Consider the following 11,772-nt stretch of genomic DNA (forward strand, 5'->3'; position numbering starts at 1 on the left):
TTTAACATATTATTTTAATAAAAAACCTGTTGGAAACGGATCGGTAGGATCTAATATAAATGTTTGCATACCTGTAATAAACCCTCTACTTTCAAATCGAAAAATGTATCCGAGTTCTTCTTTCTTCACTTTTTCTACTGTTATAAAGCTATTAAAAATACTTTCATTTTTAAAAGGTTTATCCGCTATATATTCATTTTTAAATAAAGCATGAACATAAGACACAATAGTAGAAACAAAACCTGGTGAACGTACTATAAAGTTATCTTCATGAAATGTAATCGACTTTATATGGTTCTTTTCTGTTTGCATAGAATCTACTAAAATAAGTCTTTTTATTAATGACTGTTTTTGTATAGCTTGAAGTGTAGTTTCACCCCATTTTTTTAATTTAGAGATGTTTTCAATACTGATTTCTGGCGAATACGTATCCTTTTCTACAACTGCATATACTTTATCTGCCTGTATGAGAGAGTAACTTATATTACCAATCTTTAAATTTTTTTCAATCATATAACATAGTTTACTTTCAAACGAAACAGATACAACTTCATCATTCTCTACATATGCATCCACTGAAAATATGCCAGATAGCGTTTCGATTTTGTATTGATTAGACTCTCTCTTTTTTAAATACCCACTTTCTAGTAACATCGTTATTACTGCGACAATGCCTCCGTAATGAAGAGGAATGGATCCTTCATGATTAAAAAACAATACAGCTGCATCCACTTCATTATGAATAGAAGGAACGACAATACATCCATTTAAACCGATAAAACCACGTGGTTCATTTAATAAAAGCTTCATTTCTTCTACTAATTCACCTGAAAATTGTTCGTTTAATTGCTCCAAACTGTAGTAGTATTTGCATGGTACGTCTTTCATTACACGAAACGCCTCGCCATTTACGTGTACGTCTACTGCTGTATACATTTTTTGAATGTTCATTTTACATCCTCCGTTTCATGTTCCATCGGCGGAATTAGCAAAAAGCCTTCTTTAAGTGGATCCTTTTCATTGTAAAAAAATCTATGCATACCCATAAGCCAAGCTGATCCAGTAATTTTCGTTATTACAGCTTCAATATTTTCCACATATGTCGTATTTATGACACACCCTTTAAATAATGAGCCAACGATACTCTCATGAATAAACTCTTCATCGATTTTAATTTTTTTATGAGCGTATAATACAGCTAACTTCGCTGATGTTCCTGTGCCACATGGAGATCGATCAATTCCTCCTGGCGGAACAACAACTGTATTTTTCACATGCGCACTTTCATGAGTAGGATCTGTATAAAATTCAACATGTGTTAATCCTCTTATAAACGAATACTCTGGATGAATGATTTCAAACTTCTCATTAATTGTATTTCTAATATGAATCGCCTTATCAATGATTGTAGATGCGTTTTCTGGTACTAACTCTAAACCTACTGACTTCGCATCGATAATGGCATAAAAATTCCCTCCATACGCAATATCAGCCTCTACAGTTCCAATTTCTTCGACGTGTACAGAAATATTTTTCAGTAAAAAAGCTGGTATGTTACAGAAGGAGACTTCTTTCGCTTTCCCATCTTGAACAGAAATATCTACTTCAACTAAGCCAGCTGGTGTATCTAGCTTTAAAGAAGTAACTGGTTCAATTACTGGAATTAAACCTGATTCAACTAAAGCTGTACATACACCGATTGTATCGTGGCCGCACATCGGCAAATATCCACCTGTCTCTATGTATATAACACCTATATCAGCTTCAGGATGACACGGATCTGTTAATAATGCCCCTGACATTACATCATGACCACGAGGTTCATTCATTAACAATTTCCGAATCCAGTCATACTCTCTTTTCATATGTAACATCTTCTCTGCCATCGTCTCTCCAATTAACTTAGGAAGTCCGCTAATTAATGTCCTCGTTGGATTCCCGCCCGTATGTGTATCAATCGTCGTAAAGACTCTTTGTAACCTCATCCGTTTAACACCCTTTCTGTAAAACGACTCAAACGAAGTGGTTCAATAGGAATGATTGTTTCTTTTTCATTTAATAACTCTTCAATCACTTTTCCAGTAACTGCTGCAAGACTAATTCCATCACCTTCATGTCCTGCTGCAATAAAATAATTCGGAATATGTTCCACTCCTGAAATGATTGGCAAATGATCTTCTGTCCACGGGCGTAATCCAGCATATGAACGAATCACCATCATATCTGCCATTTTCGGATAAAAACGAATTGCTCTATTCGCAATACATTTAATAACCTCGTTATTTATCTTCGTATGAAAACCTAAAAACTCTCTACTACTACCAATTAAAAAATTTTGGCTTTCTGTCGGTTCAAATACAAGTGCCACCCCATACTTTTCAGTTAAAGCATCCACTTTTCGTTTTCCACCAAATTTAGAAATTAAATAACCAAATTCCATTACTTTACGGCAGCCAACGTGTTGTTGCCTTGAAGCTACAATAATATGTCCCTTTCTCGGTTCAATTGGGATATTCACATCTAACATCTGTCCGATTTTAGGAGCCCACACACCGGCTGCGTTCACAACTTGCTTCGCAGTAAACGTTCCATTTGTCGTTTCTACAATAAAGGAACCGTCTATATCTCTTTTCACTTCTTTAACTTCTGTATGATTAAAAGCTTTTGTACCAAATTTCTTCGATTCTGCAAGAAGTGAAAAAGCAAGAAGATATGGATTTACAGTTGAATCCGTTGCACATTCTAAACCGCCTAATAAATCATCTGCAAAAAATGGTGATTCTTCTTTTATATCTTGCCTATCAAGCATTCGAAATGGTAAACCAACCTCTTTTTGACGATTTACCCATTGCTGCGCTGCCTCCATCTCTTCGTCTGATTCACAAACGAGAATGCTTCCTGGCGCTCTATATTCAAATGAGTGCTCCAATTCTTCACTTAATTCAGTTACTAAATTTTGACTTACTAACGACATTTGACTATCAAACCCTGGGTCTTTATCAATCGCCAAAATGTTCCCGTCACACCGTGAAGACGTTCCACTGACAAACTCCCCTTTTTCAATGATTGTTACGTCTCTTCCGTATTTTGATGTGTAATAAGCGATAGAACATCCTATAATACCACCGCCTATTATTAAAACGTCACAGTGTCTCACATAGCACCCCTCCTTTCTCCTAAATCTCTCACTTTCTATTTATGCAATTGGTGTGCCAACTCTACATACAGAACTATTTATATGAAATAATTTTTATTTGTAAAAATATTTTAAATTTATCGTAAATAGGTGTATTATTCTTTTATCACTGTCTAAATTTTTATACATAATAGGAGGGCAATATGGCATTTTCATTCCCAACAATAAAAGAGTTAATAAAAATTTTGTCAATTGATTGTACAAGTATCGTTAAGCGCATGACACAGGTAGATGAAAAATTTTATTACCTCCATTCACCTACTGAGGAATGGAGGTGCGCAGTTATATATGAAGATGACTCTTTCACTACTTTAATCGACGCATTTTCTCATGAACTAGCCGTTGTCATCATTAAAGAAAATCAAGAGCCTTTATGCTGTATAACTGCTCAGCAAATGATTCCTTTTCTTTATAAGTATTACAATGAACTACTAGCTTTTTATAACACTGTTATTCAAACGTCTGATTCTTCTGTTACAGTCATCGACGATAAAGAATGCGTTCGTACTTGGACAGATGGCGCTGAAAAGATTTTTTCAGTGAACCATAATGAAATTATCGGACAACCCATCACCCGTTTTTTTGATTATAAAGATTTGGAAATTCTGCAATCATTACATGACGGAAAAAGCATAATTGCTCAGTTCCATCAGCCCCGTCCAGATTTGTTCGTATTAATTAATTCAAACCCCGTTTATTGCAACGATAAAATTATTGGAGCAGTCGTTTCAGAAACGGATGTTACAAATCAAGTCGTATTAAATGAAAAACTATTTAATATGTCGCATGAAATGCACCGTTTAGAACAAGAAGTAGCAAAATATAAAGATACATCCGATCCTTTCCTTGCGATGAATGGAAAAAGCCCTGTTATACAAAGAACGATTCAATTAGCTAGAAAGGTTTGTTCAGTGAAATCCACGGTTTTAATACTCGGAGAAAGCGGAGTTGGAAAAGAAGTGTTTGCGAAAGCAATTCATGAAGCAAGTGAGACAGCAAATGCCCCTTTCATTTCAATTAACTGCGGCGCAATCCCAGAAGCGTTATTTGAAAGTGAATTATTTGGTTACGAGCGCGGGGCGTTTTCTGGTGCAAATAGTAAAGGTAAGAAAGGTAAAATAGAACTTGCACAAGGCGGTACTTTATTCCTCGATGAAATAGGCGAAATGCCGCTCGATATGCAAGTGAAGCTTTTACGTGTACTGCAAGAACGAAAGTATTACCGAGTTGGTGGAGAAAAAGAAATCAATATTGATTTCCGCATTATCGCTGCTACAAACCGTGATTTACAAGAAGAAATGAGAAAAGGAACTTTCCGAGAAGATTTATACTATCGCTTAAATGTAGTTAGCTTGCTTATTCCACCGCTGCGCGAAAGACGAGAGGATATTATCGAATTGACGTACTCCTTTTTAAACGATTTTTCAATAAACTATAACAGGCCTATTCGAGACTTACCTTCAAATATTATGCATGAACTACTTCATTACAATTGGCCTGGTAATATTCGCGAGCTCCGAAACGTAGTTGAAAGACTCGTCGTATTTGCGACAGACGGCATTATTAAACAAGAATATTTACCATTTCATACAAATGAAACTTTAGACAATCATACAGCTCAATCCCTATTACTCAGCAACAATAATACGATTCTTTCTTTACAAGAAGAAATGGATGAGCACGAGAAAAAGGTAATTGAAAGAGCTTTACGCATTTTAGATGGTAATAAATTAGAATGTGCGAAACAACTTGGCGTAACAAGAGCCACTTTATATAATCGTTTAAAAAGACTGGGGTTACAATAAGCCCTCTCCTCCTCTATATTGGCATAGTTTTTGCATAATAATTTGTGCAAACCGAACTAGAGGAGGAATACATATGACGAATAAAGAGAACTTAATTGTTTGTCGTTGTGAAGAAGTTACATACGGACAACTTCAATCGACAATTGCTGAATATAATTGCTCAGCTCGTGAGCTAAAACTAAGAACACGTGCTGGTATGGGTTTTTGCGGCGGTAGAACATGTAGAATGACGATAGAACGAATGGTTGAAAATACAAACCCTGACATAACTCCTAATGAAATACCTTTAAAATATCAACCACCAATACGTGCGGTTACTTTTGGAGCGGTAGGTGAAAATAAATGAGTAGAATTACAGATCACCCTATTTTAGGTAGTTTAAATAATAGTGAACGCATCACTTTTCAATTTAACGGTCAACAATACGAAGCTTATGAACACGAAACGATAGCTGCTGCCTTGCTAGCAAACGGAATACGAACTTTAAGGGTCCATGAAGATAGCGGAACTCCGCGAGGTATTTATTGTAATATCGGGCATTGTTCTGAATGCCGCGTGACTGTAAACAATCAAACAAATGTACGAGCTTGCTTAACTGTAGTTGAAAACGATATGGTTGTTGACAGCGGAAAACAGCATCCAAATATCGTGAGAGAGATGGTGAAAAAGCGATGATCAATGTAATTATTATTGGTGCAGGACCAGCAGGATTATCAGCTTCCATCTCTTGTGCACGTTTTGGACTTAACGTACTTGTTATTGATGAATTTATGAAGCCGGGCGGGAGATTGTTAGGACAGTTGCATCAAGAGCCTACTGGGGAATGGTGGAACGGAATAGAAGAATCAAAACGTCTTCACGAAGAAGCAAAATCTCTTTCAGTCGATATTCGGTGCGGTGTTTCCGTCTATAATTTAGATAAAGATGAGAGTTGTTGGTTCGTGCATACAAATATCGGTACGTTAGAAGCACCGTTCGTACTAATTGCTACTGGGGCTGCTGAGTATTCCATTCCCCTTCCTGGCTGGACACTTCCAGGAGTTATGTCAATTGGAGCAGCTCAAGTTATGACAAATGTTCACCGCGTTCAAGTTGGTAAAAAAGGAATCATTATCGGTGCTAATATTTTGTCATTCGCTATTTTAAATGAATTACAATTAGCTGGAATTAAAGTAGAACATATTGTACTTCCCGAAAAAAGCGAATTAAGCCAAAAGGCCGGTGAACCAGAAGAAGTTTTAAACTCACTCTTAAATGCGGCTCACCTCGCCCCATCTCCCTTCCTACGTATAGGTAGCCGTTTTATGAAATATGATTGGATTCGAAAAGCTGGATTAACATTTTATCCAAATAGCGGCATGAAAATAAACGGGACGCCGCTTCATCTTCGTAAAGCTGCACTTGAGATTATCGGAGCGGAAGAAGTTGAAGGTGTTCGTGTTGCTAACATTGATTCTAAGGGAAATATTATTAATGGATCAGAAAAGATATATGAGGCAGACTTCGTTTGTATAGCCGGAGCTTTGTATCCTCTCGCTGAGCTTGCCGCTGTAGCAGGATGCCCTTTCCATTACATTCCAGAATTAGGCGGACATGTTCCACTTCATTCAGAAGAAATGGAAACCTCTCTTCCAGGTTTATTTGTTGCTGGAAATATTACGGGCATTGAAAGCGGAAAAATCGCGATGGCGCAAGGAACGGTTGCTGGATATTCAATCGTAAAACAAGCTAATAAAACATCTAATTCGATTGAAAAACATTTACAACAAGCAATTCAAAATATTCACACTGTACGTCAGAAAGCTGCGATTCAGTTTAATCCGATGGTTGGTGTTGGTAGACAAAAGATGAATGAGATTTGGCGTGATTTTCAATCATTTGAAGAAAATCAACAAATGAAAGCGTGAAATACTAGCATATAAAAAAGGCGGTGGATTCATTTCCACCGCCTTTTTTATAATTCTCGTACTACATCTAGTATTTCTGTTACGTCAATTACAGGAACCAAAGGTATTACCTATTTTTCATTCCGACTAAAACTTTCGATATCGACATCCATAAATTTATAAACATTAAAATTCCGCAAATATTAGCGACAATTACATACAATCCTATAAATTGGTTTTCAAAGTGGAACAACGGAGTGTAATAAATGGCCATAATTAAGGCTATAACCATTGAAAAAAGAAGCAGTTTTTTCCTAGTTATCATATAAATACAATACAAAAACGTATAATAGGCCCAAAATTGCGCAGCATACCATGCATGAGATAGTCGAATACCTGTTTTCGTATGCAAAGTTGTTAAAACCAGTATGTATATTACAAGTAATACAATTAATGGTGCAAATCTAACAAATTGCAAAAGATTTATTAAAAAGCGTTTTTTTGAACTTAGGTGATTTACTTCGTATTTAAACATCTGTTTCGTTATATAATGAACAAAAAATATTAATCCTACACTAATAGATAACATAAAAAATATCATTACTACGCCTTCTTTTCTAATGTATTAATCAACTGTATTTTAAAAATCAATAGGACTTAACCTAATAAAAATTACACCAACTAAAATTTTCATTAAACCATCTACTACAAAAAAGACATCTAGATTTACGTTAGTAATGATTAATCCTATGAATGAATTGATTATTAAAATGATGGATAGAAAAAACATCATTTTTCCATGTACCGGAATAAACATTAAAAAATGAACACCTACAGCTAAAAGAATTAATAGCCAGCAATTTCTATAATCATCACCAACAAAATGAAAAATGAGAAAAACTAAAATAGCCAATATAATCATTGAAAAATTAGCCCACTTCTTTTGTTCTGGTGTTCCAGAACCAACTGCAAATTTCTTCCTAGTTTTAGAGTTCAATTGCCATATCATTCCTAATGTATAAACAATAATAAAAGGCCAAACGTTTGGATAGCCGTTATGTTTTATTAAAAGTAAAAACATTGCTGCTCCAGCAATTATTAGCCAAATCCCATTAATCTTTTGTCTAGGATACTTGTAAGTTTGTGTTTCCATGTTCCGTTCTCCTTTTTCGAACTTTTCTAATCTTCTCGATATACACACTTCTTTTTTACCAGAAGCCTCATGAGCAAATTCAGCTAAATTCACACCATCATTCTTCTACCTCGCTTTGAATAATAAAATATTAGATTTCTGAAATATCATATCAAATATAGTTGTGATTTATTTGTCGCAATTCGTCGAATAGATAAATAAAAGTCGTTTTATGTCAAAATTATTATTTATTTGGATAGCCAGCTTTGGATTAGATAGATAAAATGATGCAAATACTAAATTGAAGACACATGAAATACTGGATTTTATTCTAAAAGAAGAAACATACTAGCAATATTAATCCAAATAAAAACTGTTAGAGCATACAGCTCTAACAGTTTTATTGTTCATTATTATTAAATTTCGCTAATGCGTAAATACCTTCTTCATCATCTAATTCAAGTTGCAATCTTGCTGCAAACGAATTGACGTTGTATTCTCGATCAAGCAACAAGCGTAGTGCTTCGATTAAGTTTGCTTGAATTAAAATTTGCTGGCGACCATTTACCTCTACTTCTGCAGAGAAACCGTAGTCATCATCATACATTAGTTCAACTGAAACTTCTTCTGGACCAACTTGTCTTTTTTCAGCGATATATACGCAAAGCGCATTTATAAGTTCTTGTTCAGAAATTTTTATTGTTTCCATGCTACTTCATCTGCCTTTTTCTTACGTTGATCTTTGAAGTATTTAAATGCACGAACTGCTAACATTACGATACCAGCCATTACTAACATATTTACCATAAACGCTAATACAGAACCAAGTGCTCCCATATTTGCAAATAAGCTACCCATTAGTAAACCACCAAGACCACCTAGTAATAAGCCTTTCATAAAGCCACCTTTATTACTTTTTGGTGCTGTGTTTGTTGCTTTTGTTTTTGAATCAGTTGTCGTTTTTTGTGAATTCACATTAGAATCTTTTTTGTTTAAATCAACTTTTGACTTTTGACCTGAACTTGGTGTATATGATTTTTTACCAGATTTGTAACTTTTCGCTGCCGCATGATCTACGAACATAAAGCTACTAGCCCCAAAGATAACCATGAATGCTGTCATTACTGCTACAAGTTTTTTCAACATATTATATCCATTCTCCTTTTATATAGATATATGTGAAATCTACCTTTCTAGTAAATTCAGAATGATAGATTTATTTTAAAACCACTTTAAAGGTTCTTATGAACTTATTATATGAACTTTTGTCGAAATATGCAAGCATTATTTACTTACGACAATTTCATGACATAGGAAAAATTAAGCAAAACGGAATTGACTTTAAATGAAACAAAACATATTATAAGTTCATAAGAACTTTTTATAATTTTGGAGGTGAAAAGATGGAAACATTTCATCTCACACGAAACGAAATGGCAACGCTCCTTCTATCACTAAGAGGATGGAATACGAAGAAGCCTCTCGGCATTTTACAAGAAGCTTGGGCAAAGTCACATAAAAAAGATATTGAAAGCGGACAAAGCGTTACTGCTTTTATTACAACCGCACTTTCACCTATTTTTGAAAAATTGATTAAGATTGACGATACGGATGTCGGTTTTTCTTTAAATGAAATAGTTGCGCTTGGCAATCAGATTGAAAACACGAGTTTCTCTGTAACTGCTATGCAAAACTGGGTGAAACGAGATATAAAAGAAATGATTGGCTCACCTCAAAAAGGGAAAAAATACTCAATCGAACAAGCAGCATTACTATTCATTGTCGAAGATTTAAAAACAGCGCTTGATTTTGAATCTATTCGCAAACTATTACGACTCATCGTAAATGACCCGGCCGATCGAAGTGATGATTTAATTAATCCTCTTCATTTATATGTAGCTTATTCTTCTTTATTTGAAGAACTGAATCAAGGGAATTGCTTACAACTAAATGCTACAGATACAGTTCATACGATCGAAAATATCGTAAAAGAAAAGGCTGATAAAATAGCAAGTAAGTTCGATCAAATTAATAACGAACAACGCGAAGCAATTCGTAACGCTATTATTATCGCCACACTTTCTGTACATACCGCTTATGTACAAATGCTAGCAAAACGTTACGTTTCAGCAACGTTATTTTTACAAAATTTAGATGTGAAGCCGTAAAAAATAGGAGCAGAATTGCTTCTATTTTTTTATAACAAAAAGGCATTTAATTTTAAAGACGAAAACAAGCATAACCCTGTCGTATATTGAGAACAGGGTTATGCTTGTTTGCCCTCGATGTAAGATACTTAACTACACTAAACAATTTAATCAGAAATTCTTTTAAAATCTAAATTTCATTCCATTAGATTCCTAACCGATTTTTTCCATAAATCTAATTACTTCATCCCTATAATTGAATTTATCATTAATTTTTTGTAATAATTCAATATCATGAGTATGGGTTTTTCCTGTTTCGAGCAGTTCTCGATATAAATCAATATACGGAAGTTGTTTATTAATAGCATTTTTTAATTCCTTTTCTACATCATAAGAAATTTTTTTAAATCTCACCTCTGCAATCCCTGCCTCATCAATTTCAAGAATTGCATACTGAGCACGTAGGTCAGAGTTTAACTTGTCCCATCTGTAAAAAGGTTGTCCAATAGTTCCTGGGTTAATAATTAATTGATCATTGCTACTATAGCGTAACAATTGGTGATGGGTATGAGCGTAAATTGCAATATCATAATCATGATCAAATAACTGATCAAAATTTTCCTGATTATTAGTGGGCCATAAATCTCCTCCATAATTTTTATTTGGTAGATTATGACTAATACTGATAGATAAATCATTCACCCGTTTTGTTATATGTAATGGTAGATTTTTAATATGATTTATATAGTTTTTATCCAGATTTTCACATTGATACTGCACTAATCTAGAAACATAAATATCAGTAGCGTTATTAATATCAATGTTTTTATTAAGCACATCAAGAAAGCTATCTTCCCAATTCCCTTGAACATAAGTATCAACGTTAATACTCTCTAACATCTCAAATAAATCATTCGATCCAGGCCCAGGCATAATTAAATCTCCTAAAAACCAATAATCAGTCACACTTTCTTTAATAGAATCTTCGATAACTGCTTTTAAAGCAGTTGCATTACCATGGACATCGGCCAGTAAAGCAATTTTATGTTTCATGTATTTCATTTCCCTCCCTTAATTTACAGTACATTCAGAATTAATTATATGTAATTTTTTCCTCTTTCTTAATTCTATGCATATCATACACTTTCACTTGATTCTCTATATACGATTTTTCTTTTTTAAATCCAGCTTTCTCATAACAACGAATGGCCCTCTTATTATCTTCCCTAACTTGCAATACAACGACTTGTATATCCGGATCTAAAAATGATTTACTAATAAAATACTTTGTAATCTCCGTTCCAAGCCCTTTTGAATATAAATTCGAAACACCAATGAGGATAGAGTATTCCATCACGCACGCATCGTCATATTGCTTCTTTTTTAATCCGACTCTCCCTATTACTTCATCCTCTACTACTATTACATGATAACTCGCATAAGACCGCGACAATTTTCCAGTCCAATACTGCCGAAGCTCTTCGATTGTATATCGCTTAAATGATTTCACATCTGCTATGTTATGTAAATCTTCGTCGTTATACTACTCTAATATAATTGGCATATCATCCAATTCTAAAAGACGTTCTTTCCAATCCATATTTCC

13 protein-coding genes and 1 pseudogene are annotated in these 11,772 nt (G+C 34.4%); 5 read left to right on the plus strand and 9 right to left on the minus strand.

Annotated elements, in window-relative coordinates; translation table 11 throughout:
- Positions 1 to 9: 9 nt before the first annotated feature.
- The 3 genes from MR066_RS01565 to MR066_RS01575 are packed head-to-tail and all read right to left on the minus strand — an operon-like array spanning position 10 to position 3,157.
- Positions 10 to 951 (minus strand): proline racemase family protein, encoded by a 942-nt coding sequence (locus MR066_RS01565; RefSeq protein WP_242245723.1) that lies wholly within the window; start codon positions 949 to 951, stop codon positions 10 to 12.
- Positions 948 to 1,985 (minus strand): proline racemase family protein, encoded by a 1,038-nt coding sequence (locus tag MR066_RS01570; RefSeq protein WP_242245725.1) that lies wholly within the window; start codon positions 1,983 to 1,985, stop codon positions 948 to 950. The genes MR066_RS01565 and MR066_RS01570 overlap by 4 nt, the downstream gene beginning before the upstream one ends.
- Entirely contained in the window at positions 1,982 to 3,157 is a 1,176-nt protein-coding gene (locus tag MR066_RS01575; protein WP_242245726.1) for an NAD(P)/FAD-dependent oxidoreductase, read from the minus strand. Before MR066_RS01575 ends, MR066_RS01570 begins: the two co-directional genes overlap by 4 nt.
- Before the next feature lie 182 nt (positions 3,158 to 3,339).
- Here MR066_RS01575 and MR066_RS01580 point away from each other — a divergent pair, with 182 nt between their 5' ends.
- The 4 genes from MR066_RS01580 (at position 3,340) to MR066_RS01595 (ending at position 6,908) form a co-directional block, all read left to right on the plus strand.
- Complete coding sequence (locus MR066_RS01580; protein WP_242245727.1) at positions 3,340 to 5,001, plus strand: sigma-54 interaction domain-containing protein; 1,662 nt, start codon at positions 3,340 to 3,342, stop codon at positions 4,999 to 5,001.
- A gap of 73 nt (positions 5,002 to 5,074) precedes the next feature.
- Positions 5,075 to 5,347, plus strand: coding sequence for a (2Fe-2S)-binding protein (locus tag MR066_RS01585; RefSeq protein ID WP_242245728.1), 273 nt, complete (start codon positions 5,075 to 5,077; stop codon positions 5,345 to 5,347).
- Entirely contained in the window at positions 5,344 to 5,676 is a 333-nt protein-coding gene (locus tag MR066_RS01590; RefSeq protein ID WP_215600490.1) for a (2Fe-2S)-binding protein, read from the plus strand. The genes MR066_RS01585 and MR066_RS01590 overlap by 4 nt, the downstream gene beginning before the upstream one ends.
- Positions 5,673 to 6,908 carry an NAD(P)/FAD-dependent oxidoreductase gene (locus MR066_RS01595; RefSeq protein WP_242245729.1) on the plus strand — a complete coding sequence of 412 codons (1,236 nt, stop codon included), beginning with the start codon at positions 5,673 to 5,675 and terminating at the stop codon, positions 6,906 to 6,908. Before MR066_RS01590 ends, MR066_RS01595 begins: the two co-directional genes overlap by 4 nt.
- A 106-nt stretch (positions 6,909 to 7,014) precedes the next feature.
- On the opposite strand, the gene MR066_RS01600 is transcribed toward MR066_RS01595, so the two are convergent.
- The 4 genes from MR066_RS01600 to MR066_RS01615 all read right to left on the minus strand — a co-directional run bounded on the left by MR066_RS01600 (position 7,015) and on the right by MR066_RS01615 (position 9,165).
- Positions 7,015 to 7,488, minus strand: coding sequence for a hypothetical protein (locus MR066_RS01600; protein ID WP_235706363.1), 474 nt, complete (start codon positions 7,486 to 7,488; stop codon positions 7,015 to 7,017).
- A 39-nt stretch (positions 7,489 to 7,527) separates the two neighbouring features.
- Positions 7,528 to 8,040 (minus strand): DUF6609 family protein, encoded by a 513-nt coding sequence (locus tag MR066_RS01605; RefSeq protein ID WP_215585112.1) that lies wholly within the window; start codon positions 8,038 to 8,040, stop codon positions 7,528 to 7,530.
- Between the two features lie 379 nt (positions 8,041 to 8,419).
- Positions 8,420 to 8,728, minus strand: a complete 309-nt coding sequence (locus MR066_RS01610; protein ID WP_000447767.1) for a YxcD family protein — start codon at positions 8,726 to 8,728, stop codon at positions 8,420 to 8,422.
- The gene (locus MR066_RS01615; RefSeq protein ID WP_002032604.1) at positions 8,716 to 9,165 is read right to left on the minus strand and encodes a hypothetical protein; all 450 of its coding nucleotides are present in this window, start codon (positions 9,163 to 9,165) and stop codon (positions 8,716 to 8,718) included. Before MR066_RS01615 ends, MR066_RS01610 begins: the two co-directional genes overlap by 13 nt.
- 257 nt (positions 9,166 to 9,422) lie before the next feature.
- Between MR066_RS01615 and MR066_RS01620 the strand changes: the two genes are divergently transcribed.
- A complete protein-coding gene (locus MR066_RS01620) occupies positions 9,423 to 10,187 on the plus strand; it encodes a DUF1836 domain-containing protein (RefSeq protein WP_002065900.1) in 765 nt (254 codons plus the stop codon).
- A 192-nt stretch (positions 10,188 to 10,379) separates the two neighbouring features.
- On the opposite strand, the gene MR066_RS01625 is transcribed toward MR066_RS01620, so the two are convergent.
- Both MR066_RS01625 and MR066_RS01630 read right to left on the minus strand, forming a co-directional pair.
- Positions 10,380 to 11,219, minus strand: a complete 840-nt coding sequence (locus tag MR066_RS01625; RefSeq protein WP_113937474.1) for a metallophosphoesterase family protein — start codon at positions 11,217 to 11,219, stop codon at positions 10,380 to 10,382.
- A 40-nt stretch (positions 11,220 to 11,259) separates the two neighbouring features.
- A pseudogene (locus MR066_RS01630) lies at positions 11,260 to 11,766 on the minus strand (GNAT family N-acetyltransferase).
- Between the last annotated feature and the right edge of the window lie 6 nt (positions 11,767 to 11,772).

The sequence above is a fragment of the Bacillus cereus group sp. BfR-BA-01523 genome, from assembly GCF_022662615.1.
GTDB classification, from domain to species: domain Bacteria; phylum Bacillota; class Bacilli; order Bacillales; family Bacillaceae_G; genus Bacillus_A; species Bacillus_A mycoides.

Excerpts from the sequence above, each read along its gene's own strand:
- MR066_RS01595 (WP_242245729.1), top strand. The coding sequence starts at position 5,673 with ATGATCAATGTAATTATTATTGGTGCAGGACCAGCAGGATTATCAGCT.
- MR066_RS01585 (WP_242245728.1), top strand. The coding sequence starts at position 5,075 with ATGACGAATAAAGAGAACTTAATTGTTTGTCGTTGTGAAGAAGTTACA.
- MR066_RS01605 (WP_215585112.1), bottom strand. The coding sequence starts at position 8,040 with ATGGAAACACAAACTTACAAGTATCCTAGACAAAAGATTAATGGGATT.
- MR066_RS01565 (WP_242245723.1), bottom strand. The coding sequence starts at position 951 with ATGAACATTCAAAAAATGTATACAGCAGTAGACGTACACGTAAATGGC.
- MR066_RS01600 (WP_235706363.1), bottom strand. The coding sequence starts at position 7,488 with ATGATATTTTTTATGTTATCTATTAGTGTAGGATTAATATTTTTTGTT.
- MR066_RS01580 (WP_242245727.1), top strand. The coding sequence starts at position 3,340 with ATGGCATTTTCATTCCCAACAATAAAAGAGTTAATAAAAATTTTGTCA.
- MR066_RS01620 (WP_002065900.1), top strand. The coding sequence starts at position 9,423 with ATGGAAACATTTCATCTCACACGAAACGAAATGGCAACGCTCCTTCTA.
- MR066_RS01625 (WP_113937474.1), bottom strand. The coding sequence starts at position 11,219 with ATGAAACATAAAATTGCTTTACTGGCCGATGTCCATGGTAATGCAACT.
- MR066_RS01570 (WP_242245725.1), bottom strand. The coding sequence starts at position 1,985 with ATGAGGTTACAAAGAGTCTTTACGACGATTGATACACATACGGGCGGG.
- MR066_RS01615 (WP_002032604.1), bottom strand. The coding sequence starts at position 9,165 with ATGTTGAAAAAACTTGTAGCAGTAATGACAGCATTCATGGTTATCTTT.
- MR066_RS01590 (WP_215600490.1), top strand. The coding sequence starts at position 5,344 with ATGAGTAGAATTACAGATCACCCTATTTTAGGTAGTTTAAATAATAGT.
- MR066_RS01610 (WP_000447767.1), bottom strand. The coding sequence starts at position 8,728 with ATGGAAACAATAAAAATTTCTGAACAAGAACTTATAAATGCGCTTTGC.